Source organism: Bauldia litoralis, from assembly GCF_900104485.1.
Taxonomy (GTDB): Bacteria; Pseudomonadota; Alphaproteobacteria; order Rhizobiales; family Kaistiaceae; genus Bauldia; species Bauldia litoralis.
Genome location: NZ_FMXQ01000009.1, coordinates 110,488 through 134,780, shown reverse-complemented (window position 1 = coordinate 134,780; position 24,293 = coordinate 110,488). Strand labels below are relative to the sequence as shown.

General features: G+C 67.0%; 25 protein-coding genes. 17 read left to right on the top strand and 8 right to left on the bottom strand.

Annotated features, from left to right (window positions below; all coding sequences use genetic code 11):
• Positions 1–36: 36 nt before the first annotated feature.
• Both BLT60_RS19730 and BLT60_RS19725 read right to left on the bottom strand, forming a co-directional pair.
• Positions 37–465: a hypothetical protein gene (locus BLT60_RS19730; RefSeq protein WP_090879202.1), complete on the bottom strand. Its 429-nt coding sequence runs from the start codon at positions 463–465 to the stop codon at positions 37–39.
• A 10-nt stretch (positions 466–475) separates the two neighbouring features.
• Entirely contained in the window at positions 476–1,114 is a 639-nt protein-coding gene (locus BLT60_RS19725; RefSeq protein WP_090879200.1) for an alpha-ketoglutarate-dependent dioxygenase AlkB family protein, read from the bottom strand.
• 217 nt (positions 1,115–1,331) lie between these two features.
• Here BLT60_RS19725 and BLT60_RS19720 point away from each other — a divergent pair, with 217 nt between their 5' ends.
• Positions 1,332–2,927 carry an FMN-binding glutamate synthase family protein gene (locus BLT60_RS19720; protein ID WP_090879198.1) on the top strand — a complete coding sequence of 532 codons (1,596 nt, stop codon included), beginning with the start codon at positions 1,332–1,334 and terminating at the stop codon, positions 2,925–2,927.
• A gap of 23 nt (positions 2,928–2,950) precedes the next feature.
• On the opposite strand, the gene BLT60_RS19715 is transcribed toward BLT60_RS19720, so the two are convergent.
• Positions 2,951–3,601, bottom strand: a complete 651-nt coding sequence (locus BLT60_RS19715) for an ankyrin repeat domain-containing protein (protein ID WP_175478546.1) — start codon at positions 3,599–3,601, stop codon at positions 2,951–2,953.
• 31 nt (positions 3,602–3,632) lie between these two features.
• Entirely contained in the window at positions 3,633–4,064 is a 432-nt protein-coding gene (locus BLT60_RS24445) for a hypothetical protein (RefSeq protein WP_175478545.1), read from the bottom strand.
• Positions 4,065–4,451: 387 nt separating this feature from the next.
• Here BLT60_RS24445 and dnaK point away from each other — a divergent pair, with 387 nt between their 5' ends.
• The 11 genes from dnaK (at position 4,452) to BLT60_RS19660 (ending at position 14,693) form a co-directional block, all read left to right on the top strand.
• Positions 4,452–6,371: a molecular chaperone DnaK gene (gene dnaK / locus BLT60_RS19710; protein ID WP_090879195.1), complete on the top strand. Its 1,920-nt coding sequence runs from the start codon at positions 4,452–4,454 to the stop codon at positions 6,369–6,371.
• A gap of 128 nt (positions 6,372–6,499) precedes the next feature.
• On the top strand, positions 6,500–7,630 hold the full coding sequence (dnaJ, locus tag BLT60_RS19705; protein WP_090879193.1) for a molecular chaperone DnaJ: 1,131 nt from the start codon (positions 6,500–6,502) through the stop codon (positions 7,628–7,630).
• A gap of 30 nt (positions 7,631–7,660) precedes the next feature.
• Positions 7,661–8,215, top strand: coding sequence for a class I SAM-dependent methyltransferase (locus BLT60_RS19700; protein ID WP_090879191.1), 555 nt, complete (start codon positions 7,661–7,663; stop codon positions 8,213–8,215).
• Positions 8,216–8,261: 46 nt separating this feature from the next.
• Positions 8,262–8,996, top strand: a complete 735-nt coding sequence (locus BLT60_RS19695; RefSeq protein WP_090879189.1) for a putative capsular polysaccharide synthesis family protein — start codon at positions 8,262–8,264, stop codon at positions 8,994–8,996.
• 91 nt (positions 8,997–9,087) lie between these two features.
• On the top strand, positions 9,088–9,663 hold the full coding sequence (locus tag BLT60_RS19690) for an NADPH-dependent FMN reductase (protein WP_090879187.1): 576 nt from the start codon (positions 9,088–9,090) through the stop codon (positions 9,661–9,663).
• A gap of 47 nt (positions 9,664–9,710) precedes the next feature.
• Positions 9,711–10,430 (top strand): orotidine-5'-phosphate decarboxylase, encoded by a 720-nt coding sequence (pyrF, locus tag BLT60_RS19685; protein WP_090879185.1) that lies wholly within the window; start codon positions 9,711–9,713, stop codon positions 10,428–10,430.
• Positions 10,427–10,720: a DUF1330 domain-containing protein gene (locus tag BLT60_RS19680; RefSeq protein ID WP_090879184.1), complete on the top strand. Its 294-nt coding sequence runs from the start codon at positions 10,427–10,429 to the stop codon at positions 10,718–10,720. The genes pyrF and BLT60_RS19680 overlap by 4 nt, the downstream gene beginning before the upstream one ends.
• A gap of 196 nt (positions 10,721–10,916) precedes the next feature.
• Positions 10,917–11,741 (top strand): 4-hydroxy-tetrahydrodipicolinate reductase, encoded by an 825-nt coding sequence (gene dapB, locus BLT60_RS19675; protein ID WP_090879182.1) that lies wholly within the window; start codon positions 10,917–10,919, stop codon positions 11,739–11,741.
• Complete coding sequence (locus BLT60_RS19670) at positions 11,741–12,361, top strand: 2,3-bisphosphoglycerate-dependent phosphoglycerate mutase (RefSeq protein ID WP_090879180.1); 621 nt, start codon at positions 11,741–11,743, stop codon at positions 12,359–12,361. Before dapB ends, BLT60_RS19670 begins: the two co-directional genes overlap by 1 nt.
• 54 nt (positions 12,362–12,415) lie before the next feature.
• Positions 12,416–14,140, top strand: coding sequence for a thiamine pyrophosphate-binding protein (locus BLT60_RS19665; RefSeq protein ID WP_090879178.1), 1,725 nt, complete (start codon positions 12,416–12,418; stop codon positions 14,138–14,140).
• A gap of 4 nt (positions 14,141–14,144) precedes the next feature.
• The gene (locus BLT60_RS19660; RefSeq protein WP_090879176.1) at positions 14,145–14,693 is read left to right on the top strand and encodes a carboxymuconolactone decarboxylase family protein; all 549 of its coding nucleotides are present in this window, start codon (positions 14,145–14,147) and stop codon (positions 14,691–14,693) included.
• Positions 14,694–14,709: 16 nt separating this feature from the next.
• Here the strand turns inward: BLT60_RS19660 and BLT60_RS19655 are convergent, their stop codons facing one another.
• Both BLT60_RS19655 and BLT60_RS19650 read right to left on the bottom strand, forming a co-directional pair.
• On the bottom strand, positions 14,710–15,573 hold the full coding sequence (locus tag BLT60_RS19655) for a methylated-DNA--[protein]-cysteine S-methyltransferase (protein ID WP_244521361.1): 864 nt from the start codon (positions 15,571–15,573) through the stop codon (positions 14,710–14,712).
• 121 nt (positions 15,574–15,694) lie between these two features.
• On the bottom strand, positions 15,695–16,201 hold the full coding sequence (locus BLT60_RS19650) for a DUF2244 domain-containing protein (protein WP_090879172.1): 507 nt from the start codon (positions 16,199–16,201) through the stop codon (positions 15,695–15,697).
• 104 nt (positions 16,202–16,305) lie between these two features.
• On the opposite strand from BLT60_RS19650, the gene nth reads away from it, so the two are divergent.
• Both nth and BLT60_RS19640 read left to right on the top strand, forming a co-directional pair.
• A complete protein-coding gene (nth, locus tag BLT60_RS19645; RefSeq protein WP_244521350.1) occupies positions 16,306–17,019 on the top strand; it encodes an endonuclease III in 714 nt (237 codons plus the stop codon).
• A 77-nt stretch (positions 17,020–17,096) separates the two neighbouring features.
• Positions 17,097–18,098: an adenosine kinase gene (locus BLT60_RS19640; RefSeq protein ID WP_090879169.1), complete on the top strand. Its 1,002-nt coding sequence runs from the start codon at positions 17,097–17,099 to the stop codon at positions 18,096–18,098.
• Positions 18,099–18,111: 13 nt separating this feature from the next.
• Here the strand turns inward: BLT60_RS19640 and secB are convergent, their stop codons facing one another.
• Positions 18,112–18,639, bottom strand: coding sequence for a protein-export chaperone SecB (gene secB / locus BLT60_RS19635; RefSeq protein ID WP_090879167.1), 528 nt, complete (start codon positions 18,637–18,639; stop codon positions 18,112–18,114).
• A 204-nt stretch (positions 18,640–18,843) separates the two neighbouring features.
• On the opposite strand from secB, the gene BLT60_RS19630 reads away from it, so the two are divergent.
• Genes BLT60_RS19630 through BLT60_RS19620 form a run of 3 tightly spaced genes read left to right on the top strand, consistent with a single transcriptional unit; the run spans position 18,844 to position 21,269 of the window.
• On the top strand, positions 18,844–19,566 hold the full coding sequence (locus tag BLT60_RS19630) for a Tim44/TimA family putative adaptor protein (protein WP_090879165.1): 723 nt from the start codon (positions 18,844–18,846) through the stop codon (positions 19,564–19,566).
• Between the two features lie 12 nt (positions 19,567–19,578).
• Entirely contained in the window at positions 19,579–20,691 is a 1,113-nt protein-coding gene (mltA, locus tag BLT60_RS19625) for a murein transglycosylase A (protein ID WP_090879163.1), read from the top strand.
• Positions 20,688–21,269: a Smr/MutS family protein gene (locus tag BLT60_RS19620; protein ID WP_090879161.1), complete on the top strand. Its 582-nt coding sequence runs from the start codon at positions 20,688–20,690 to the stop codon at positions 21,267–21,269. Before mltA ends, BLT60_RS19620 begins: the two co-directional genes overlap by 4 nt.
• On the opposite strand, the gene polA is transcribed toward BLT60_RS19620, so the two are convergent.
• Positions 21,266–24,283, bottom strand: coding sequence for a DNA polymerase I (polA, locus tag BLT60_RS19615; protein WP_090879160.1), 3,018 nt, complete (start codon positions 24,281–24,283; stop codon positions 21,266–21,268). The two genes, BLT60_RS19620 and polA, sit on opposite strands and share 4 nt — an antisense overlap.
• Positions 24,284–24,293 lie beyond the last annotated feature (10 nt).

Below are 24,293 nucleotides of genomic sequence, written 5' to 3'. Positions count from 1 at the left end.
CGACGCTGTGGCCCGGAATCCGGGCCAGCGCCCGGTCTATTCGACCAGCAGGGCGCAGGTGCTGTCGTCGGTGACGTCGCAGGGCGTGAACCGCACCACCTCGCTCTCCTCGCCATCGGCGTAGACGACCTGGACGGCGATCCGGCTGGCATGGCCGAGCGGCAGTTCGAGATAGGGCGGGTATTTCACCGGGTCGATGGCGTGGGGATTCTGCGGATCGCAGGGCTGCATCTCGAAGCGGCCGTCGAAGGCGTCGAAGTCGATCGCATAGCGGACCTCGCTGAGGCCACAGCGATAGACGACGAGATGAGTGAAATAGACAAACTGCTTGCCGTCATAATTCCGGAAGGCGATCCAGTTGGCCTTGGTGGCGGGGAGGATCAGCTTCTCGTGGCCGGAAAGGCCGTCGGCGGCAGCAGGACCGAGGCCGGCCAGGAGCGCGCATATCGTCAGCAGTCGCCGCATCGGCTTGCCCTCATGGTTTCGTTACCCGTCGGAGCGTCAGGTTAAGCCGTCCGCCCTCCGGGAACCAGCCGTCGAGGAGGGTCGAGGTGCCGGGGTAGAGGCGATCGACGCCGTGATAGGCCATGCGCGACTGGCCGCCGAGCACCACGACATCGCCGGAGGAGAGGCGCAGGGACCGTGTCGGGTCCTTGCGGGCGGTGCCGCCGATCCGGAACAGGCAGGTATCGCCGAGCGAGATCGAGACGACCGGGGCGGCACGGTCGGTTTCGTCGGAATCCTGATGAAGGCCCATCCTGGCGCCGGGCGCATAGTAGTTGACCAGGCAGGCTTCGGGCGGATGCGGGTAGCCGGCAACCGCCCGCCAGATGTCCATCACCGCGTCCGGGATCGGCGGCCATGGCTTGCCGGTCTCAGGATGGGTCGGCTGGTAACGATAGCCGCCGTCCCTGTCCGACACCCAGCCGAGCGGTCCAAGATCGGTCATCCGCACTGAAAAGGGCTTGCCGGTGCGGGGCATGGTCGGGACGAAGAAGGGCGCGTCGGCGACGGCCGCCTTGAGCGCGGCGACAAGCGCCATCTGCGCGCTACGGTCGAGCAGGCCGGGGTGGAAGCCGAACCCTTCGGCGAGCGGCGTTGTCGCCTTGACCATCGCGCGTGCATTCCCCTTCCCTCAAGTCGATGTAAGACGTCTTACATCTTCGCTCACGCCAGCGCGACCGAGCCGCCACGACACCTCACGCGACCTCCTCCTTCGATCAAACCTGCGGGAGGCGCAGGCCTTTCGGCTTTCACGTCCGACCCGCCTCGTGCATGGTCGCGGCGATGAAACGGCGCGGGGGGCGCCGGAATTGACGGGAGGTCGCCAAATGGAATCCCTCGTTCCCGGTCCGGTCGCCGCGGTTCTCGACTTCATGGTCACGATCTTCGTCCTGATGGTCGGAATCGGCTTCGCCGCGGTGGTGGTGATCTTCATCATCGACATCACCCAGCATCGCGACGCCATCCGCCGCAACTACCCGGTGGTCGGACGGTTCCGCACCCTGTTCACCAATCTCGGCGAATTCTTCCGCCAGTATTTCTTCGCCATGGACCGCGAGGAAATGCCGTTCAACCGGGCGGAGCGGCAGTGGGCAGCACGGGCCGCGGCGGGCGGCGACAACACCGTCGCCTTCGGCTCGACCAAGAACCTGTCGCTGGCCGGCACGCTCTATTTCGTCAACTGCCCCTTCCCGACGCTGGACACCGATCGGGCGGAGACGGAGCCGATGATCATCGGCCCGACCTGCCGCAAGCCCTATGCGGCGCCCTCCTTCTTCAACATATCCGGGATGAGCTACGGCGCGCTGTCGAAGCCGGCGATCCAGGCGCTGTCGCGCGGCGCGGCGATGGCCGGCTGCTGGCTCAACACCGGCGAAGGCGGGCTGTCACCGTTCCACCTCGAAGGCGAGTGCGACATCGTCTTCCAGATCGGCACGGCGAAATACGGGGTGCGCGACGGCGAGGGCAACCTGTCGGACGAGCGGCTGGCGGCGCTCGGCGCGGATAACCGGATCAAGATGTTCGAGATCAAGCTGTCGCAGGGCGCCAAGCCCGGCAAGGGCGGCATCCTGCCCGGCATCAAGGTATCGGAGGAGATCGCCGCGATCCGCGGCATCCCGGCCGGCCAGGACTCGATCTCACCCAACCGCCATCCCGACATCGGTACGATCGGCGAGCTTCTCGACCGGATCGCGCATATCCGCGCGGTCACCGGCAAGCCGGTGGGGATCAAATGTGTCATCGGCGCCTATGGCTGGCTCGACGCGATGTTCGACGAGGTCAAGCATCGCGGCGAGGAGAGCGCGCCGGACTTCATCACCGTCGATTCCGGCGATGGCGGAACGGGCGCGGCGCCGCTGCCGCTGATGGACAATGTCGGCCTGCCGATCCGCGAGTCGCTGCCGACGGTCGACAACATCCGCAAGCGCCATGGCATGAAGCAGCGCGTCCGGCTGATCGCCTCGGGCAAGCTGATCACGCCGTCGGCCGTCGCCGGGGCGCTTTGCGCCGGCGCGGATTTCGTCGTCGCGGCGCGCGGCTTCATGTTCGCGCTCGGCTGCATCCAGTCGCTGAAGTGCAACAAGAACACCTGCCCGACCGGCATCACCACCCACAATACGCGCCTGCAGCGGGGCCTCAACCCGGCGGACAAGGCGGTGAAGGTGGCGAATTACTGCAAGAACATGCGCAAGGAGGTCGAGGTCATCGCCCATTCCTGCGGCGTGCCCGAACCGCGACGGCTACGGCGTTTTCACGTCCGCGTCGTCGAGGGCGACGGGCGGTCGACGCCGTTCAACGAGTTATTCCCGAGCCCGGACGCGGCCGACAACGACCCGGCCGCAGCGATCCGCGAAGGACGGGCCGAGGACCGCGAGGCAAAGCCCCGCCCGCCGGCCGAGGTCGCCATCCCCGCGCAGGCCTAGGCGGTATCTCGCGGCCTTAGCGCCTAGGTGGCGCAGTCGACGGCCTGCGGCCGGGCGTCACCGAAGTTGGGATAATAGTAAGTGTAGAGGCCCTGGAAGAGATTGCGGAGCGGCGCGGTCTCGACGTCGCGGTCAAGCAACGTCGCGATATATTCCGGCTGCCGGTAGTAGATGGCGTAGTTCAGGGCGCCTTCGCCATAGGCGTTGACGGCATTGATATCGGCGCCATGGGCAACCAGTCCGCGAAAGAAACTTGGCCGTTCCTCCTGGATCGCCACCATCAGCGGCGTCAGCCGTGCGCCGGACCGGTTGTCGATATCGGCCCCGGCGTCGAGCAGCGCGGCCGCGACATCCCAGCCGGCCCGACAACTGCGCGCCGCCGCGGACAGGGCATTATAGCCGCGTCCGTTGATCCAGTTCGGATCGGCGCCCGCCGCAAGCAGCGTCAACACCATCGCGCCATCGCCGCGGATCGCCGCCAGCATCAGCGCAGACGTATCGTAGACCGGGAAGATCTCGTTCGGGTCGGCCCCCGCCGCCAGGGCGGCGCGGACCGCGCCCGCATCGCCCGAGAGAATTGCCGGTTCGAGCGTCCCTGCGTCCGCAGCGACCGATGGGCCGATGGAAAAGGCGGCGAGGATCGCCGCCGCGACGGAATGCACAATGCGTTTCATGGTGACCTCCATCCTGTCTGCTTTCGGCGTGTCACCGTCCCGGGAAGACCTCCCACGGCACCGGGTAGCGATCACCCCAAACGACCCAGGGGAGATCGGTCGCGCCGAGTTCGTATTCATAGACCAGCCAGCCGTCCGGAGTCTGGCGCAGCAAGGCCGTTGCCTGGTTATCGAAGACACCGGCATCGATCCTCGCCTGGTAGCGGGTGTAGGTGTAGGGGATCGCACCGCCGCCCGGGCGCTGCGGGGTGACCAGCGCGAAGGCCCATTCACCGAGGACGCGAAGATCATCGACGACGAACTCGACCGGCCCGCCGACTTCCGCCTCGACCATCGGCCGCAGCCCGTCGAGAATGGCGGAGCGAAGCGGCGAGCCGCGTGGCGGCGTGGTCACCTGGGCATGTGCCGGTCCTGTGGCCGCCAGCAAGCCAAGAATTACCAAAAAGCCAGCGGCGAGCCGCATGGTCACACTCTCCCCCCGCCGATGGCCCCGGCAATAAGTTGAATTAGGAGGTTGATAATTGCCGTCGACATTGTCATTTCCTCCTCGTGTCCGGTCATCGGTTTCAAACCGCCGGTAGAAGATCGACGCGGCGGCGGACGAAGCGGAACGAACGGAATTTACACGAAAGTCGGCGAATTGGATCGGTCGCGAGGCGTTTTCGCCGCTTGCGGCAGATTTCAGGGCTTCTTATATACGCCGGGAACTCACGCCGCCCATGGGAATCAAACCCCGGCAATGCGTGAATAAACGCCAGGGGACCGGACTGCCCTCGGAACCGGGTTTTCCCAACCGAGGGTCGGGGGCCGCTACAGGACCCGGCCGGTCTGCCGAAAGGAGATGGGAAGTATGGCTAAAGTCATTGGAATCGATCTTGGCACGACGAACTCGTGCGTCGCCGTCATGGACGGCAAGGACGCCAAGGTCATCGAGAATTCGGAAGGCGCGCGGACGACGCCTTCGATGGTGGCCTTCACCGGCGACGGCGAACGCCTCGTCGGCCAGCCGGCCAAGCGCCAGGCGGTCACCAATCCCGAGAACACGATCTTCGCCGTCAAGCGCCTGATCGGCCGTCGTTTCGACGATCCGACCGTCGCCAAGGACAAGAAGCTCGTCCCCTATCACATCGTGAAGGGCGGCAACGGCGATGCATGGGTCGAGGCCGACGGCAAGCCGACCTCGCCCTCCGAGATTTCCGCCTTCATCCTGCAGAAGATGAAGGAGACGGCCGAGGGCTACCTCGGCTCGCAGGTCGATCAGGCGGTGATCACCGTCCCGGCCTATTTCAACGACGCCCAGCGCCAGGCAACCAAGGACGCCGGCAAGATCGCCGGGCTCGAGGTTCTGCGCATCATCAACGAGCCGACGGCCGCGGCGCTCGCCTATGGCCTCGACAAGAAGGAAGGCCAGACGATCGCGGTCTACGACCTCGGCGGCGGCACCTTCGACGTCTCGGTGCTCGAGATCGGCGACGGCGTGTTCGAGGTGAAGTCGACCAACGGCGACACGTTCCTCGGCGGCGAAGACTTCGACATGCGGCTGGTCAACTACCTCGCCGACGAGTTCAAGAAAGAGCAGGGCATCGACCTGCGCGGCGACAAGCTGGCGCTGCAGCGGCTGAAGGAAGCCGCCGAGAAGGCGAAGATCGAGCTTTCCTCGGCGACCCAGACCGAGGTCAACCTGCCCTTCATCACCGCCGACGCCTCCGGGCCGAAGCATCTGACGATGAAGCTGACCCGGGCCAAGTTCGAGGCGCTGGTCGACGATCTCATCCAGCGGACCATCGGCCCCTGCAAGGCGGCCCTGAAGGACGCGGGCCTTTCGGCCGGCGAAATCCAGGAAGTCGTTTTGGTCGGCGGCATGACCCGCATGCCCAAGGTCCAGGAAGTCGTGAAGCAGTTCTTCGGCCGGGAGCCCCACAAGGGCGTCAACCCGGACGAGGTCGTGGCGATCGGCGCGGCCATCCAGGCCGGCGTGCTGCAGGGCGACGTCAAGGACGTGCTGCTGCTCGACGTGACGCCGCTGTCGCTCGGCATCGAGACGCTGGGCGGTGTCTTTACCCGGCTGATCGACCGCAACACGACGATCCCGACCAAGAAGAGCCAGGTGTTCTCGACCGCCGAGGACAGCCAGAACGCGGTGACCATCCGCGTCTTCCAGGGCGAGCGTGAAATGGCGGCGGATAACAAGGTGCTCGGCCAGTTCGACCTGGTCGGCATTCCGCCGGCGCCGCGCGGCGTGCCGCAGATCGAGGTCACCTTCGACATCGACGCCAACGGCATCGTCAACGTCTCGGCCAAGGACAAGGGCACCGGCAAGGAGCAGCAGATCCGCATCCAGGCCTCGGGCGGCCTGTCCGACGCCGATATCGACCAGATGGTCAAGGACGCGGAGGCGCATGCCGACGACGACAAGAAGCGCCGCGCCCTGATCGAGGCCAAGAACCACGGCGAGGCCCTCGTCCATTCGACCGAGAAGACGCTGGTCGACTACGCGGACAAGGTCTCCGATGCCGACAAGTCGGCCATCGAGGGGGCGATCGCCGAACTCAAGACCGCGATGGAAGGCGAGGATGTCGCCGACATCGAGGCCAAGACCAACGCGCTGGCCCAGGCTTCGATGAAGCTTGGCGAGGCGATGTACCAGGCAAGCGCGGCGGCTGGCGACGACGGCGAGGACGCCGGTGACGTCGGCGGCCCGGGCAACGACGATGTCGTCGACGCCGACTTCGAGGAAGTCAACGACGACGACCAGCAGAAGTCTGCCTGATCACGGAGCATAGCGATGGCCCGCACCCGAGGAAGCGCAAGTGGCGTTTTCAGGGTGCGGGCCTTGCTTTTCTTGGCAGGCGCAGGCAACCCGAAGCCGGACGCGTCACCGGGGCTGAATAAGATCGAATGGAAAAACGCGATTTCTACGAGGTTCTGGGCGTAACCCAGACCTGCGACGGCACCGAACTCAAGGCTGCCTATCGCAAGCTCGCGATGCGCTTCCACCCGGATCGCAACGCGGGGGATCCCTCGGCCGAAGGCAAGTTCAAGGAAGTCAACGAGGCGTACGAGACGCTGCGCCATCCGCAGAAGCGGGCGGCCTATGACCGTTTCGGCCACGCGGCTTTCGAAAATGGCGGCAACGGCGCGGGCGGCTTCCAGGCCGACTTTGCCTCATCGATGTCGAGCGTCTTCGACGACATCTTTGGCGACTTCATGGGTGGCGGACGGCGCAGCGGCAACGGCCGCTCGAGCCGCGAGCGCGGTTCCGACCTGCGCTACAACATGGAGATCACCCTTGAGGAGGCCTTCGTCGGCAAGACGGCGGAGATCGAGGTGCCGGCCAAGGTCACCTGCGGCACCTGCTCCGGTTCGGGATCGCGGCCCGGGTCGAGCCCGAAGGTTTGCCCCTCCTGCGAGGGCCATGGCCGGGTCCGCGCGGCGCAAGGATTCTTCTCGATCGAGCGGACCTGCCCGACCTGCCACGGTCGTGGCGAGGTGATCGCCGATCCTTGCCCGGAATGTTCGGGCTCGGGACGGACCACCGAGGAACGCAAGCTCAGCGTCAACATTCCGGCCGGCATCGAGGACGGCACCCGCATCCGGCTGGCCAACGAGGGCGAGGCGGGCTTGCGCGGCGGGCCGGCGGGCGACCTCTATATCTTCCTGTCGATCAGCCCGCATGAATTCTTCCAGCGCGACGGCGCCGACATCTTCTGCCGCGTGCCGATCTCGGTGACAACGGCGGCGCTCGGCGGCGAGTTCGAGGTGCCGACCATCGACGGCGGCAAGACCCGGGTCCGGGTTCCCGACGGGGCGCAGACCGGCAAGCAGTTCCGCCTGAAGAACAAGGGCATGCCGGTGATGCGGACCAACAAGGTCGGCGACATGTATATCCAGGTCGTCGTCGAGACGCCGTGCAACCTGTCGCGGCGCCAGCGCGAATTGCTGGAGGAATTCGAGAAGGCCTCGTCGGCCGAGACCCATCCCGAATCGACCGGGTTCCTGGCGCGGGTTCGCGACTTCTTCAGCGCCTGAGCCCAAACCATAACGGAAAAGCCCGCCTCCATGCGTGACCAGATCCGCTTCCTGAAAGGCCTTGCCGCCCGGCCACGCATGACCGGGGCGATCGCCCCTTCGGGAGCGGCGCTGGCGCGGCGGATGGCCAGCCATGTCGACCCCGAGGGCGACCTGCCGGTGATCGAGCTCGGGCCGGGTACCGGCGTCGTCACCAAGGCGCTGATCGAGCGCGGCGTCGCGCCGGAACGGATCATCGCCATCGAATACAGCCCCGATTTCTGCCGTCTCCTGGCCGAACGCTTTCCGGGCATCACGATCATCCGCGGCGATGCCTACGACCTCGACGGGTCGCTGGACGGACGCGCGGCAGAGGCCGCCAGCGTCGTCTCGAGCCTGCCGCTGGTGGCGCGGCCGCTGGAGGATCGCAACCGGCTGATCGTCGCCGGCCTCGAGCGGATTGCCCCCGGCACGCCGTTCATCCAGTTTTCCTACACCTTCAAGGGGCCGGTGCAGCCGATCCCCGGCCAGTTCACCGCCGAGTCCTCGAGCTGGATCTGGACCAACATGCCGCCGGCCCGGGTCTGGCTCTACCGCAAGGCCTGAGCCCTTGGGCTATGGCGGCTGGGCCCTCCAGACGAGACAGAGGCCCGTGAAATATCCGATCGTCTATACCATGGCGAAAGTCGGTACCCGGGCGATGGCCCAGGGCATCCGCGACGCCGGCTTCCATTGCCCCGAGGTCCATACGCTGGATCGCAAGGCCATGCTTGCCCAGGTGAAGCCGGCGATCGACGCGGGTGAGCTGCCGTCGGAGCAGATGATCGAGACGATGGCTTTGCGGCGCAGGCTCGACAGGAAGACGGTCCGGCGGCCGTTCTACATCACCGCCGTCCGGGAGCCGATCGCCCGCAACATCTCGGCCTTCTTCCAGAACCACAAACAGAACCTGCGGACGATCGACATCACGGATGCTTCCATCGAGACGGCGCGGCGCGCCTTCGACATCTTCATGAAGACCTACCCGCACGACCTGCCCCTCCAGTGGTTCGATACCAACGTCCTTCCGCAGACAAGCGTCGACGTGTACCAGGCTCCGTTCGACCCGAAGCAGGGACATGTCCGGTCGGGGCGCGTCCTCGTGTTTCGCGCCGACTGCCCCGACGCGGTGAAGAGTACGGTGCTTACGGAGACGCTTGGCAGGCCGATCACCGTTGCCCGCAAGAACGAGAGCACGGCCAAACGCTATTTCGGACTTTACGAGAAGGTGAAGGAAATCGCCTCCTTCGACGAGGCGTTCGTCAACCGGATGTATGACTCGAAATACGCCCGACACTTCTGGACCGAATCGGAACGCAGGGCGTTTCGAAAGAACTGGCTGGCATGACCGACTGACGTGAGGCCGGCTATTCGACATTGCCGCGTCGCGCACTAAGTCGGAACCTTACCCAACCTTCTCCCGACAACCGGAAATCACCATGGCGCCCACCAAGATCCTCGTCCTAGCCGGCTCGATCCGCACCGGCTCGCTGTCGACCAAGCTGGCCGCTCTGGCCGCCAAGGAACTGGCGTTGATCGATGCCGACGTCACCCGCATCTCGCTCGCCGACTACGAGATGCCGATCTACAACGGCGACCTCGAGAAGGAGAAAGGCCAGCCGGAGAATGCCGTCAAGCTGGCCCGGCTGATCGCCGCCCACCAGGGCGTGTTCATCGCCACGCCGGAATACAACAACTCGGTGCCACCGCTCCTCAAGAATACAATCGACTGGGTGAGCCGCGTCGAGGCGACCGGGGACGCGAAATTCCGGAACCGGGTCTACGCCATCGGCAGCACGTCGGACGGAATGATCGGCGGCGCGCGGGCGCTGATCGACTGCCGCAAGATCGTCCAGGCCGGGCTCGGCGCCATCCTGATCCCGTCCAAGATCGAGGTCAGCCGCGCCCAGGACGCCTTCAACGAATCCGGCGAGATGACCGTCGAGCCGGTCTCGAAATTGCTGAAGCGGGTCTGCCGGCAACTCGTCGATCTGTCGGCCCGACTCGCCGACTGACGGCTCCGCACTTGACCTCCGCAGGCGCGGCGACGACAGTCCGCGCCATGCAACCGATTCCCGCCCGAGATCGCCTGATCGTCGCCCTCGACGTGCCCGATGTCGATGCCGCCGAAGCGCTGGTGACGGGACTCGGCGACAGCGTCACCTTCTACAAGGTCGGCATGCAGCTCATCTATGCCGGCGGCGTCGACTTCGCCCGTAACCTCGCGGTGGCCGGCAAGAAGGTCTTTCTCGACGCCAAGCTACTCGACATCGACAACACCGTCGCCCACGCGGTGGAGAGCATCGTCCGACTCGGGGTGACCTTCGCCACCGTGCACGCCTATCCGAAGGCGATGCAGGCGGCTGTCACGGCGCGCGGCGAGGCCTCGCTCCGACTGCTCGGCGTCACCGTGCTGACCTCGATGGACGACGCCGACCTGGCCGATGCCGGCTATGCCGCGCGTGCGGCCGACCTTGTCGCGGCCCGCGCGGCACGCGCCCGCGCCATCGGCATGGACGGCATCGTGGCCTCGCCGGCCGAGGCGACAGCGGTGCGCCGCATCGTCGGCCCCGACCTCGCCATCGTCACCCCCGGCATTCGTCCGGCCGGGACCGACCACGGCGACCAGCGCCGCGTGGCGACGCCCGACATGGCGATTCGCGCCGGCGCCGACTACCTGGTGGTCGGGCGGCCGATCAACGCCGCCGCCGATCCGAAATCCGCAGCCGACGCAATCGTCGGCGAAATCGAAGCGGCGATCGCCGCAAGGGGAGAAGCATGAGCAAGGGTTACTGGATCGTCCGCGTCGATGTTCACGACATGGACGGCTACAAGAAATATCTCGCCGCGAATGGAGCCGCCTTCGGCAAATACGGCGGCAAGTTCCTGGTGCGTGGCGGCAAGTTCGAGACGCTGACCGGAACCTCGCGCGAGCGCAACGTGGTCATCGAGTTCAAGGACTACGAGACGGCGCTTGCCTGCTACCACTCCCCCGAATACGCCCATGCCATGGCCGAACGCGGCGAGTCCGCGACCCTCGATCTGGTCATCGTCGAGGGCTATGACGGGTAGCCAGTCGGCTGTCCCATGCTTCGAGGCTCCGGCACGCCGGAGTACCTCGGCATGGCGGGTTTGTCATAGGGGCGCGACGCGCCGCACTTCATGATACGCGCGCGCCATCATCCGGCACGCAAGCTCCGTCCGCCTCGGGTTTGCCGTCGGCGGCGCGCCCGGCTATATCCGGGCCAGAGATCGACGGGGTATTCTCATGGATGACATGAAGCTTGTGGTGGTCGGCGCCGCCGGACGGATGGGGCGTACCCTGATCCGCATCGTCGCCGAGACCCCGGGCATGGTGCTGACCGGTGCGGTCGAGCGCGAGGGCGCGGCGGAAATCGGCGCGGATGCCGGCCTGCTGGCCGGGCTCGAGGCCAATGACGTCAAGGTCACCGACGATCCGCTGCCGGCCTTTGCCAAGGCGGACGGGGTTCTCGACTTCACCAGTCCGGCGGCAACGCTGCAGTTTTCGGAACTCGCGGCACAGGCCCGCATCGTCCATGTCATCGGCACCACCGGCATCGGGCCGGAGGAAGAAACCCGGATCGAGGCGGCGGCGCGCCACGCGCCGGTGATCAAGTCGGGCAACATGAGCCTGGGCGTCAACCTGCTGGCGGTGCTGGTGCGGGAAGCAGCGAAGGCACTCGACGACGATTTCGACATCGAGGTGCTGGAGATGCACCACCGCCACAAAGTCGACGCACCATCCGGGACGGCGCTGCTGCTCGGCCAGGCGGCGGCCGAGGGACGTGGCATCGACCTCGCCCAGCATTCGGTGCGGGTCCGCGACGGCCATACCGGCGCGCGGGAGCGCGGCGACATCGGCTTTGCGACGCTGCGCGGCGGATCGGTAATCGGCGAGCACAGCGTCGTGCTGGCCGGCGAAGGCGAAGTGATCGAACTGACCCACAAGGCTGGCGACCGGACGATCTTCGCCCGCGGCGCGGCCAAGGCGGCGCTTTGGGGCCGCGCGAAAAAGCCCGGTCTCTACTCGATGGCCGACGTTCTGGGGCTCAACAAGGAGCAGGACCGCTAATGGATCGCCTTCTCGTCCTCGTCCGGCACGGACAGAGCGAATGGAACCTGAAAAACCTCTTCACCGGCTGGCGTGACGTCGGCCTGACCGACCAGGGCGTCATCGAAGCGAAGGCCGCCGGCCAGAAGCTGAAGGGCGAGAACCTGACATTCGGCACCTGCTTCACCTCGGCACTTGTCCGCGCCCAGCGGACGCTGGACCTGATGCTAGAGGAACTCGGCCAGACAGGGCTGCCGATCACCCGCGACGAGGCGCTGAACGAGCGCGACTACGGCGACCTCTCGGGCCTCAACAAGGACGATGCGCGGGCCAAGTGGGGCGAGGAGCAGGTCCACATCTGGCGGCGCTCCTATGCGACCCAGCCGCCCGGCGGCGAGTCGTTGCGCGACACCGGCGCCCGGGTCTGGCCCTACTACATCCACCGCATCCAGCCGCATGTGATGCGCGGCGAAGGCGTGCTGATCGCCGCCCATGGCAACTCGCTGCGGGCGCTGATCATGGCGCTTGACGGGCTGACCCCGGACGAGGTGGTCAAGCTGGAATTGCCGACCGGCCTGCCGATCCTCTATAGGTTGAACGAAGACACCAGCGTGGCGGAGCGGCGCGAACTGGCCGTCTGAGACCGCGCGGCAGGATAACGCGGCGGCTAGTCCGCCTGACCAGGAGCAAAGCGCATGACTCCCGGCACCGACTACATCCTGGCCGCCCTCGAGACCGAGGGCATCGACCATCTGTTCATGGTTCCGGGCGGCCTGATCGATCCTTTCCTTCCGGCGCTCGGCCGGTTTCCCGCGATCAAGCCTATCGTTGCCGCGCAGGAAGGCGGCGCGGCCTTCATGGCCGACGGCTATGCGAGGGCCGGCGGGCGGTTTGGCGTCGCGCTGGGCATCGGCGGCCCCGGCCTCGGCAACATGACGACGGCGATGGCGACGGCACTGACCGATTCGTCGCGGATGCTGGTGATGAGCGGCGAAGTGGCGATCGCCATGGAGGGGCTCGGCCAGTTCCAGGATGCAAGCTACGAGACCCTGGACGACCCGGTCCTTGCCGCCCCGGTGACGCGCTTCTCAACCTCGGTCGACAGCGTCGACAACCTCAATCATCTCTTTCGGCGGGCGCTGATGGAGATGACCGGCCCGCCGTCTGGACCGGTTCATCTGTCGCTCCCGCACGACGTGCTGGTGGGCGAAGTTGCCGTCGCCCACGCGGCGATCGACCCGGCGCTGATGCATGGCCGGTTGATCGATGCGGCGATGGCCGACCGGGCACTCGCGGCGCTGCGCGGGGACGGGGCCTCCGGCCCGGCGTTCAAGGTCGCCATCCTGGCCGGGGCCGGCGTCGAGCATGGCGAGGCCTCCGGGGCGCTGGTCGCGATCGCCGAGCGGTTCGCGCTTCCGGTCGCGACGACGCTGCGCGCCAAGGGCACCTTCCCCGAGGACCACCCGCTTTCGCTCGGTGTCTTCGGCTATGCCGGGACCCGCCACGCGACGTCAACGCTGCTCTCGCCGGACCTCGACCTCCTCATTGTCCTCGGCTCCGGCCTCAACGAGCGGGACACGATGCACTGGTCAAGCCGGCTCGCGCCGAAGCGGGGGATGATCAGCGTCAATCTCGCCGCCAAGGCGATCGCCACCGAGACGGCGGCCGGACAAGGCGTGCTCGGCGATTGCGGAGCCTTCCTCGACATCCTGGCGCAGGACGGGAATGCCGCCGCGCTGACGGCCGGCGTCGCCGAGCGGCAGGCCTGGATGGCGACAATCCGCGGCAGTCCACGCTTTTTCGACACCGACAACCTCGCCAGCGAGGCGGTGCCGCTCCATCCGGCGCGAATCATCGGCGAACTCCGCAAGGCGCTGCCCTGCGATGCCATCGCCCTGGTCGATTCCGGAGCGCACCGTGCCTTCGCCGGCCACTATTTCGACGCCTACGCTCCACGCACCTACATATCCGCGACCAACCTCGGGCCAATGGGCTGGGGAATCCCGGCCGCGATCGGCGCCGCCTGCGCGCGGCCCGGCACCCGCGTCGCGCTCGTCACCGGCGACGGCTGCATGCAGATGCACGGCATCGAGATCGCCGTCGCGGCGCGCTACCGTCTACCGGTCGTCTTCGTCGTCCTCAACAACGGCGCGCTCGGGAATGTCTGGCTGCGGGCGCATACGCTCGGCCCGGTTCCCGACGAACTTACCAGGGTGCCCGATCACGACTGGGCTGGCTTTGCCCGCGCCCTCGGCCTCCAGGCGACGACGGTTCGCGACCCGGGCGAGGTCGAGCCGGCGCTTGCCGCCGCCGTGGCGACCGATGGCCCCTATCTGATCGACTTCAAGACCCAGCGCGACGCACCAACGCCGGTCTACGACTTCGCCGCCGAGGCGAAGCGATGGTCCTATCACGAGTAGCGCCATGGCGACCCTTCCCTTCGACCCCGACAAGCTGGCGCCCGCCGACCGCGCGATCTACGACAGGCTAAAGGCCCATCGCGCTGCGGTCGGGGCGCCTTTTACCGGTCCCTATCTGGCGCTGATGAACCATCCGCAACTCGCGGAGAAAATCGAGGCACTCGGTTATTTCCTGAAATTCGACGGAGCGCTGCCGCGCGCCGTCTACCAGGTCGTCGTGCTCACGGTGGCCCGCACCTGCCGGGCGGCCTTCGAGTGGATCGATCATGTCGACCATGCCCGCGAGGCCGGCGTCCCGGACGAGGTGATCGAGGCGATCCGCGCCGGGCGGACCGCGGACCTGGCCGAGCCTTTCGCCACGGCACTGCCGGTGATCGAGGCGGCGCTTGCCTGGACCGACGTGCCCGAGCCAGCGCAGGAGCGGGCCATCGCCCGCTTTGGCATGAAGGGCTTCGTCGAGCTGGTCGTGTTGTCCGGCTTCTACCAGATGTTCTCCGGCATCAATGAAGGCTTCGCCGTCAACCCGCCTTCGGGTACAGAGCCGCCGTTCTAGAGATCGTTGAACGCGCTCACACGTCGTTGCTCACCACGCCCGCCTCCCAGCCGAGGATGGCGCGCTTGCGGGTCAGGCCCCAGTGGTAGCCGCAGAAATTGCCGCCCTTGCCGAGAACGCGATGGCAGGGGACGACGAAGGAGATCGGGTTCTTGCCGACCGCCGAACCAACCGCCCGCGCCGCCTGCGGCTTGCCGAGATGGGCGGCGATGTCGGAATAGGTGGTCGCCTTGCCGAGCGGCACCCGGAGTAGAGTCTCCCAAACCCGCAACTCGAAATCCGAGCCGATCATCACGATGCGCAGCGGCTGGTCCGGCCGCCAGGTTTCGGGATCGAAGATGCGCCGGACATAAGGCGCCGTCGCAGCCGCGTCCTCGACATAATGCGCCTGCGGCCAGCGGGCCTGCATGTCGGCAAGCGCCGTCCGCTCGCTGCCGATGTCGGCAAAGGCGACGCCGGCGAGGCCGCGATCGGTGACCATGATCAGCGACTGGCCAAAGGGCGACGGGTGGAAGGCGAAGCGCAACACCAGCCCGGCGCCCCGCGCCTTGTAGTCGCCGGGCGTCATGGCTTCGTGGCTGACGAACAGATCGTGCAGACGACCGGGGCCTGACAGGCCGACCTCGTAGGAGGCATCAAGTATCGAGGCGGAATCGTCGAGGAGCGAGCGGGCGTGATCGAGGGTCAGCGCCTGGACGAAGGCCTTCGGCGACAGGCCGGCCCAGCGGGTGAACAGGCGCTGCAACGACAAAGGCCGCATGCCGACGACGTCGGCGATGCGATCCAGCGACGGCTGGTCGCGCCAGTGCTCGGAAATATACTCGATGGCGCGGCGGACGACCTCGTAGTCGCTGCGCAGTTCCGGGCGCGGAACGGGCATCGGCGGCACCTCGACGGTCAGGGCGGAGAGAGACATATCAACCTCGGATGATCGGGTTCATGTGACCCCGACCTAGGCGCGACGGCAAGTCCGCGCCACCCGATTCTTGCGCACGCCCCTGCTATTGGGCCGGCTCGGCCCGCGCCTCGGCAAGCGCCTTGCCGAGCGCTGCGGCGAAGGATTCGCGCTCGTGCGGCCCGAGAAAGGCGGCAATCGGATAGCTGTGGCCGTGCGAGGTGAGATTGACGCCGGTGACGCCGATCTCCGGATGACGGTCTACCGCCAGCCGCGCCCAATAGGGATTGAGACTGAACTCGCTCCACTTGCCGTTCGGCTTCGTGCGTCGCACCGTCAGCCGGTCGGCATAGACATTGACTTCTTCCGAGGCACGCGCTGCCCGGTAGTTGAGCCGGAAGGCCAGCTGGACGAGGAGGATATCGAGACCGAAGAAGCCGACCACCGGCCAGGCGCCCATCATCCAGAAGGCCAGGCCGGCGGTGAAAGAACAGGAGACCAGCGCCAGCATCACCAGCATGAAGCCAGTGGGGCTGAGGGAGCGGTGCGGGGTCAGGCGCGCCGAGAAGATCGGTCGGTCATCCGCGCCCGCGATGGCGTTGCCGGACGTCATGATGGATGAGTATAGACAGGGTCGAGGCGTTTCAAAGCGGCACATGACGTCGCGGTCCCGGACGGGGCAGCGCCGGGGACGACGGATCGGGGGGCGAAGCGGATTTGACCAAGGCACCAGCGGCGGCATTGCCGCCTCGACGGAAGGCCACGGCGACCACCAGGCCGGCGACGCGGTCAAAGAAGATGCCGCGGGCCGACATCGCGGAGGTGTTCGCCCGCTTCCAGAAGGCGTGCCCCGAACCGAAGGGCGAACTCTTCTACACCAACCCCTTCACCCTCCTCGTCGCCGTGGTCCTGTCGGCACAGGCCACCGATGCCGGGGTCAACAAGGCGACGCCGGCCCTCTTCGCGGCCGCCGATACGCCGGAGAAGATGGCGGCGCTCGGTGTCGACCGGGTCACCGACCTGATCCGCACCATCGGGCTGTTCCGGACCAAGGCGAAGAATGTCGTGGCGCTGTCGCGGAAGCTGGTGGCGGAACATGGCAGCCAGGTGCCGCGCACCCGCGAGGCGCTGCAGGAGTTGCCGGGCGTCGGGCGCAAGACCGCCAATGTCGTCCTCAACATCGCCTTCGGCCAACCGACGATCGCCGTCGATACGCACATCTTCCGGATATCGAACCGCACCGGCCTGGCGCCGGGGCCGACGGTCGAGGCTGTCGAGGCGGGGCTCGAGCGGGTGGTGCCGGCCGAATACCGGCTGCACGCCCATCACTGGCTGATCCTGCACGGCCGTTACGTCTGCAAGGCGCGCAAGCCGGACTGCCCGGCCTGCCTGATCCGCGACCTCTGCCGCTACCCGGCCAAGACCGTCTGAAGGCCGGGCGGTTGCGCCAAGAGTCTTGGCCGCTATAGTCCGCCCGCCTTCCCCCGACACCTTCCAGCGGATCCTTCATGACAGACCCGAAATACGACGTTCTTTGCATCGGCAACGCGATTGTCGACATCCTCGCCCGAGCCGAGGACGACTTCATTGTCGCCGAGGATCTGCAAAAGGGCACCATGCATCTCATCGACGCGGAGCGGGCGGAGAGCCTCTATGCAGCGATGGGACCGGCGATCGAGGCTTCCGGCGGATCGGCCGGCAACACGGCGGCGGGCATCGCCTCCTTCGGCGGCAGCGCCGCCTTCATTGGCAAGGTCGCGGACGACCAGCTCGGCGACGTCTATGCCCATGACATGCGCGCCATCGGCGTTGATTTCGACACGGCGCGGCTGGTTGGCGGCGCGCCGACCGCGCGTTCGATGATCCTGATCACGCCGGACGGCGAGCGGACGATGAATACCTTTCTCGGCGCCTGCCAGGCGCTCGGTCCGGCCGACATCGACGAGACCGTCGTCTCCGACGCGGCGATCACCTATCTGGAGGGCTATCTCTGGGATCCGCCGGAGGCCAAGGAAGCGTTCCGCCGCGCGGCGTCGATCGCTCATGGCGCCGGCCGCAAGGTGTCGCTGACGCTGTCCGATCCGTTCTGCGTGGATCGGTTCCGGGCGGAATTCCTCGGCCTGATCCGCGACGGGACGATCGACATCCTGTTCGCCAACGATTCGGAGCTGCGGTCGCTCTACGAGACGTCGAGCCTCGACTCGGCGATTGCGGCGCTGGCGGGCGACTGCCCCTTGGCGGCGGTGACTGTCGGCGCAGAAGGCGCGCTGGTGGTGGGACGCGACGGGGTCAAGAAGGTGCCGGCAGTGCCGGTCGACACGGTGGTCGACCTGACCGGAGCCGGCGACCTGTTCGCGGCAGGCTTCCTGTTCGGCCTCGCCCGCGGCCTGGACAATGTCCACGCGGCGCGGCTCGGCGTCCTGGCGGCCGGCGAAGTCATCGGCCATGTCGGGCCGCGACCGGCGACATCGCTGAGCGACGTCGCCCGTCAGGCGGGCTTCGAAATCTGAAGCCGGCGAGGCCTCAGGCGATCTGGCCGGGGTTCGGGTTGGCGGCCGCCTGGGCCTGGGCGAGACGCTGGCGATAGAGCGCGAGGAAATCGATCGGATCGATCAGCAATGGCGGGAAACCGCCGTTGCGGCTTGCATCGGCGAGGATCTGCCGGGCAAAGGGGAACAGCAGGCGCGGGCATTCGATCCGCAGGATCGGCTGGACCGCCTCGGGCGGGATGTTGGTCAGCCTGAACAGGCCGCCATAGGACAGTTCGATGGCGAACAGGACGTTCTCGCCGACCTTGGCCTGGGCGTCGACCTTGAGTTCGACCTCGACCTCGTTGTTGACCACCTCGCCCGGCTCGACATTGATCGTGATGTTGATGTTGGGCGCGGTGCCACGGTCGCGCAGGGATTGCGGCGCGCCGGGGCTCTCGAAGGAAAGATCCTTCACATACTGGGCGAGAACGCCGAGATTCTGCGGCGCGGGCTGCGCCGCGGCACCCTGAGCGGCGCCACCGGCGGGCTGCCCGCCATTATTTCCGTTTTCTTCCGCCATTCGAATATGCCTTCCGTAACTCAATGCCCACGGGCCTTTGCAGCCCGGCTCACCGGGGGGCTAACACGAGGGTCGCGGGCTTACAAGGCTGATGCCTTCCCGGACGGACTCGCATCTGCCACGATCGTTCACTACATTGCAAAAACATCGTTCCCCTTCAGCTTTTCGTGCTAAATCCACGGGGTGGGACAGGACCCCAAGCGTATGAACGGCTTCGTCGATATCTACACCATCATTTTTCTGGCAATCGCGGTTGTCATCTTCTTCCGACTGAGGAGTGTCCTTGGCCGGAGGACGGGCAACGAGCGACCGCCTTTCGACCCGTATTCGCGTCGCGAAGCGCCACCGACGGCGAGCGGCGACGAGAAGGTCATCAGCCTGCCGGCGCGCCGCCCGAACGGGGCCGCCGACGCCCCCGGTGCCATCGCGCCGGCCGCCGAAGCCCAGATCAAGACACTTGCTCCCGAAGGCTCGTCGCTCAACGAGGCGCTTCGCGCCATCGCGGCAGCCGACCGCAATTTCGATCCCGACGCCTTCATCGGCGGCGCCAAGGGCGCCTATGAGATGATCGTCACCGCCTTCGCCGAGGGCGACCGCAAGACGCTGAAGAACCTTCTCAGCCGCGAGGTCTATGACGGCTTCGTCGCCGCGATCACCGAGCGGGAAGCCCGCCAGGAAACGATCGAGTTCCGCTTTGTCGGTATCGACAAGGCGGAGATCACCGAGGCCTCGCTGAAGAGCGGCACCTCGCAGATTACCGTCAAGTTCCTGTCGAAGCTGATCTCGGCGACCCACGACAAGGACGGCACCGTGGTCGACGGCGACCCGGTCCATGTCGGCGACGTCACCGATATCTGGACCTTCGCGCGCGACATCAATTCGCGCGACCCGAACTGGAAGCTGGTCGCGACCGAATCGGTCGAGTGAGCGCGGGTTCCCGTGCGACCGGCGACAAGCGCGGAAACCGGATTCCGGCTCGAACCTCTTGATTTCACAGACATACCCGGCTGGGCCGATGACGATCATCGCGCTGCCCTGATCGCTTTTCGCCAAGGCGCCGCGGTGCTTGACGCACACCCGCCGAAACCACGTGGCGCCGGTGTCGATCCGTTGGCGCTCGCCGCCATCATCGCCAGCGCCGGGGAGATGCCGGCAGCAGACAACGCGTTGGCGCGGGCCTTCTTCGAGGCTGAGTTCCAGCCGCTGGCCGTCGTCCCGACCGAGGGAAACGGCTTCTTCACCGGCTATTACGAACCGATCGTCACCGGATCGCGCACGCGGTCGGCCGCTTTCGCGACACCGATCTACCGCCGGCCGGACGATCTGGTCGAGATCGATCCGGACGATCCGCCGGCGGGGATCGAAGCCGGCACCCGCTTCGCCCGGCGAACCGCCGACGGCCTCGCCCCCTACCCCGACCGTGGCGCGATCGAGGCCGGCTATCTCGATGGCCGGGGTCTCGAACTGGTCTTCCTCGCCGACCCGGTCGATGCCTTCTTCATCCATATCCAGGGTGCTGCCCGCATCCGGCTCGCCGAGGGCGGCGAGATGCGCATTACCTACGCCGCAAAGAGCGGCCATCCCTACACGCCGATCGGCCGGGTGCTGATCGAGCGCGGCGCCCTGCCCTCCGGCGGCGCGACGATGGCGACGATCCGCGGCTGGCTCGCCGAGCATCCGGATGAGGCGCGGGCGGTGATGGCGACGAACCGCTCCTTCATCTTCTTCCGCGAGGCTGAGGTCGACGATCCGGCGCTGGGGCCCGTCGCCGCCGCCAAGGTGCCGCTGACGCCCAGACGAAGCCTCGCCGTCGACCGGCTGATCCACACCTTCCACATGCCGGTCTGGGTCGACACCACGCTGGCAGACGGTGCGGCCTTCCGGCGGCTGATGGTGGCGCAGGACACCGGCTCGGCGATCGTCGGGGCGGCCCGCGGCGACATCTTCACCGGCTCCGGCGAAGCAGCCGGCGCCATCGCCGGCGGGCTGGCGGCGCGCGGCACCTTCGTCATCCTCGCGCCGCGCCGATCCCCGGCCGGTGACGAAGGATGAGCCGGCGACCGCCGCGCCGCGGGTTGAGCGAAGACGACATCCGCCTGTGGTCGGCGGTCAAGAAGACCGCCAAACCGCTGCGCCGCGCCCCACCCGAGCCGCCGCCGCCCGACGAACCTGCCGAGCCCCCGCCACCGCCAAAGCCGGCCGCCAAACCGAAACCCGCGCCGCCTGCCCTGCCCGCCTATCGGCCGCCGACCTCGCAACCGCGATCGACGCTGCCATCGCCGACGCCGCTCGACCGGCGCACCGTCAGCCGGCTGACGCGCGGCCTGATCGCGGTCGACGCGAGGATCGACCTGCATGGGCTGACGCAGGTCGCGGCGCACCGGCGGCTCCATGACTTTCTCGAAGAGGCGCAGGCGTCAGGCGCACGGGTGGTGCTGGTGATCACCGGCAAGGGGAAACCCGGCGAAGGCGGCTACGGCGAATATGAACGGGGCGTCTTGCGCCGGGCGGTGCCGGAATGGCTGCATTCGGCCGCCTTCCAGCCGATCGTCACCGGCTTTTCGGAAGCCGGCCGCCGCCATGGCGGCGCTGGCGCGATCTACGTGCGGATCCGGCGACGCCGGAGCTAGTGCGCCTCGTCCCAGTTGTCGGCGGCGCCGGCGTCGACCTGGAGGGGGACCGTCAGCCAGATAGCCGGCTCGGCCGCCTTCGCCATGACATCGGCGATGACCGGCAGGGTCTTCTCGACCTCCGCCTCGGGCGCCTCGAAGACCAGTTCGTCATGGACCTGGAGCAGCATTTTCGCCGAGAGCCCGGCTTCGTCGAGCGCCGGCTCCATGCGGATCATGGCGCGGCGGATAACATCGGCGGCGGTGCCCTGGATCGGGGCGTTGATCGAGGCGCGGTCAACGAAGGCGCGCTCGGCCGGGTTGCCCGACTTGACCTGCGGGAAGTGAATCTTGCGGCCGAAGAGCGTCGTCACGTAGCCGTGCTCGCGAACATGCGCCTTCATCGCGTCCATGTAGCCGCGGATGCCGGGGAAACGCTCGAAGTAGCGCTTGATATAGGCGCCGGCCTCCTCGCGCGGGATGGCAAGCTGGTTGGCGAGACCGAAGGCGGAAATCCCGTAGATGATGCCGAAATTGATCGCCTTGGCGCGGTTGCGGACCTCGCGCGGCATGCCCTCGACCGGCACGCCGAACATTTCGCTCGCGGTCATCGCGTGGATATCCATGCCCTCGGCGAAAGCCGCCTTCAGCTCCGGAATATCGGCGACATGGGCGAGGATGCGCAGTTCGATCTGGCTGTAATCGGCCGAGATCAGCTTGCTGCCCTTGTCGGCGATGAAGGCGGTGCGGATGCGGCGACCGGCTTCGGTGCGGATCGGGATGTTCTGGAGATTGGGCTCCGACGAGGACAGCCGGCCCGTCGAGGTCGCGGCCAGCGCATACTGGGTGTGGATGCGGCCGGTCTCGGCATGGATGAAGGTGGGCAGCAGATCCGTATAGGTCGATTTCAGCTTGGAGAGCTGGCGCCAGTCGAGGATGCGGGCGGCAAGGTCGATACCGCCGGCGGCCAGTTCGTCGAGGACGTCGGCGCCGGTCGACCAGGCGCCGGTCTTGGTCTTCTTGCCGCCGGGGAGGCCGAATTTGCCGAACAGGATATCGCCAAGCTGCTTCGGCGAGCCGATGTTGAACTGCTCGTCGGCCAGCTTGTAGATCTCGTCTTCAAGGCCGCCGAGCTTCTGGGCGAATTCGCCGGAAAGGCGCGACAGGGTCTGGCGATCGACCGTGATGCCGCGGGCCTCCATGCGGGCCAGCACCGGCACCAGCGGGCGCTCCAGGGTCTCATAGAGGTTGGTCATGCGCTCCGGCACCAGCCGTGGCTTGAGGTTGGTCCACAGCCTGAGCGCCAGATCGGCCTGCTCACCCACATATTCGGTGGCCCGGTCGATCGGCACGGCGGGAAAGGCAATCGCGGCGCGGCCGGTTCCGGTGATCTCCTTGCGGGCGATCGGAACGTGGCCGAGCCACCGCTCCGACAGGTCGGATAGCCCCATCGCGCCCTTGCCGGCATCGAGGGCATAGGAAAGGAGGATGGTGTCGTCATAGGGCGCGAGGGCAACGCCGCGTCGGCCGAAGACGACGCCCATCGCCTTGAGGTTATGGGCGATCTTCAACACCGAGGCGTCTTCAAGCAGCGGCTTCAACGCCGCCAGCGCTTCCTCCGCCGGGACCTGGCCGGGCAACAGGCCGGGATCGAGCAGGTCGGCCTCGCCGTTGCGATGGCCGAGCGGGATATAGGCGGCGCGGCCGGGGCGCGTGGCCAACGCGATGCCGACCATGTCGGCCAGCATCGGATCCGGCGACGTGGTCTCGGCGGCGATGGCGACGTGTCCGGCCTCCATCGCCTCGTCGATCAACGCCTGCAGGCGCGTCGCCTCGGTGACGGTCTCGTATGTCTTCGGGTCGATCGGCACGGCGGTCGCCGCGACGGCGCCGGCGGTTGCCCCACCTGATGGCTTGAAGGCGCCGGTGTCCGTGGCCGCTGCGGCCACACCGGCGTTCTTCGGCTCCTTGTCGTCCGACGACGGCGCCGGCTCAGGCTCATCCGGCATCAGCTTCGCCGCATAGGTGGCGGCGTGCAGCTTGTCGGACTTGAGCCGCGGATCGGCTTCGACGCTGTTGGGGTCGAGCCCGGAGGCCTCGGCGACGCGCTTGACCAGCGTGGTCAGTTCGAGCGCCTTGCCGAAGGCGATCAGCCGCGCCGCATCGAAATCGCCGACACGGGTCGCCGAGAGCGGCGTCTCGCAGTCGACATGGCGATCGAGGGTGACCAGCCGCTTCGACATCCGCGCCTGATCGGCGAAATTGATCAGCGTCTCGCGCCGCTTCGGCTGCTTGATCTCTTCAGCGCGGGCGAGCAGGGTTTCGAGGTCGCCATATTCCTTGATCAGCGCTGAGGCAGTCTTGATGCCGATGCCGGGGACCCCTGGCACATTGTCCGAGGTGTCGCCGATCAGCGCCTGGACATCGGTCACCCTGTCCGGCGGGACGCCGAAGTAATCGATCACCCCGTCGATATCGAGCTTGCGCTCGGGCCGGTGGCCGGAGCGGCCCTTGATGCCGGATTCGAAGTCGTAGAACAGCACCTTGTCAGTGACCATCTGCATCAGGTCCTTGTCGGACGAGATGATAAGGACATCGGCGCCCGCCTTCTCCGCCTCGATCGCGTAGGTGGCGATCAGGTCGTCGGCCTCGAAGCCGGCCTTTTCGATCGGCTCGAGCCCGAAGGCGCTCACCGCCTCGCGCATCAGCGGGAATTGCGGGACGAGATCGTCAGGCGGATCGCGGCGGGTGCCCTTGTAGTCGGGATAGATTTCCTTGCGGAAGGTGTCTTCCGACTTGTCGAAGAGGATGGCGAGATGGGTCGGCATGATGCCGACCGCGCCTTCGCGGACGAACTGGTAGAGCTTGGTCGAGAACAGGCGCAGCGCTCCGGTCGGCAGGCCGTCCGAGCGGAAGTTGTACTTGGCATCCTGATTAATCGATTGGAAATAGGCACGGAATACGAAGGACGAGCCATCGACCAGGAAGACATGGTCGCCGGGGCCGATCGGCTTGCTGGAAGGGGAATCTGACATGGCCGCGAAT

What these genes read in the sequence shown, in the direction of transcription:
- BLT60_RS19730 (WP_090879202.1), bottom strand. Translation starts at nt 465, where the DNA reads ATGCGGCGACTGCTGACGATATGCGCGCTCCTGGCCGGCCTCGGTCCT.
- BLT60_RS19725 (WP_090879200.1), bottom strand. Translation starts at nt 1,114, where the DNA reads ATGGTCAAGGCGACAACGCCGCTCGCCGAAGGGTTCGGCTTCCACCCC.
- BLT60_RS19720 (WP_090879198.1), top strand. Translation starts at nt 1,332, where the DNA reads ATGGAATCCCTCGTTCCCGGTCCGGTCGCCGCGGTTCTCGACTTCATG.
- BLT60_RS19715 (WP_175478546.1), bottom strand. Translation starts at nt 3,601, where the DNA reads ATGAAACGCATTGTGCATTCCGTCGCGGCGGCGATCCTCGCCGCCTTT.
- BLT60_RS24445 (WP_175478545.1), bottom strand. Translation starts at nt 4,064, where the DNA reads ATGCGGCTCGCCGCTGGCTTTTTGGTAATTCTTGGCTTGCTGGCGGCC.
- dnaK (WP_090879195.1), top strand. Translation starts at nt 4,452, where the DNA reads ATGGCTAAAGTCATTGGAATCGATCTTGGCACGACGAACTCGTGCGTC.
- dnaJ (WP_090879193.1), top strand. Translation starts at nt 6,500, where the DNA reads ATGGAAAAACGCGATTTCTACGAGGTTCTGGGCGTAACCCAGACCTGC.
- BLT60_RS19700 (WP_090879191.1), top strand. Translation starts at nt 7,661, where the DNA reads ATGCGTGACCAGATCCGCTTCCTGAAAGGCCTTGCCGCCCGGCCACGC.
- BLT60_RS19690 (WP_090879187.1), top strand. Translation starts at nt 9,088, where the DNA reads ATGGCGCCCACCAAGATCCTCGTCCTAGCCGGCTCGATCCGCACCGGC.
- pyrF (WP_090879185.1), top strand. Translation starts at nt 9,711, where the DNA reads ATGCAACCGATTCCCGCCCGAGATCGCCTGATCGTCGCCCTCGACGTG.
- BLT60_RS19680 (WP_090879184.1), top strand. Translation starts at nt 10,427, where the DNA reads ATGAGCAAGGGTTACTGGATCGTCCGCGTCGATGTTCACGACATGGAC.
- dapB (WP_090879182.1), top strand. Translation starts at nt 10,917, where the DNA reads ATGGATGACATGAAGCTTGTGGTGGTCGGCGCCGCCGGACGGATGGGG.
- BLT60_RS19670 (WP_090879180.1), top strand. Translation starts at nt 11,741, where the DNA reads ATGGATCGCCTTCTCGTCCTCGTCCGGCACGGACAGAGCGAATGGAAC.
- BLT60_RS19665 (WP_090879178.1), top strand. Translation starts at nt 12,416, where the DNA reads ATGACTCCCGGCACCGACTACATCCTGGCCGCCCTCGAGACCGAGGGC.
- BLT60_RS19660 (WP_090879176.1), top strand. Translation starts at nt 14,145, where the DNA reads ATGGCGACCCTTCCCTTCGACCCCGACAAGCTGGCGCCCGCCGACCGC.
- BLT60_RS19655 (WP_244521361.1), bottom strand. Translation starts at nt 15,573, where the DNA reads ATGCCCGTTCCGCGCCCGGAACTGCGCAGCGACTACGAGGTCGTCCGC.
- BLT60_RS19650 (WP_090879172.1), bottom strand. Translation starts at nt 16,201, where the DNA reads ATGACGTCCGGCAACGCCATCGCGGGCGCGGATGACCGACCGATCTTC.
- BLT60_RS19640 (WP_090879169.1), top strand. Translation starts at nt 17,097, where the DNA reads ATGACAGACCCGAAATACGACGTTCTTTGCATCGGCAACGCGATTGTC.
- secB (WP_090879167.1), bottom strand. Translation starts at nt 18,639, where the DNA reads ATGGCGGAAGAAAACGGAAATAATGGCGGGCAGCCCGCCGGTGGCGCC.
- BLT60_RS19630 (WP_090879165.1), top strand. Translation starts at nt 18,844, where the DNA reads ATGAACGGCTTCGTCGATATCTACACCATCATTTTTCTGGCAATCGCG.
- BLT60_RS19620 (WP_090879161.1), top strand. Translation starts at nt 20,688, where the DNA reads ATGAGCCGGCGACCGCCGCGCCGCGGGTTGAGCGAAGACGACATCCGC.
- polA (WP_090879160.1), bottom strand. Translation starts at nt 24,283, where the DNA reads ATGTCAGATTCCCCTTCCAGCAAGCCGATCGGCCCCGGCGACCATGTC.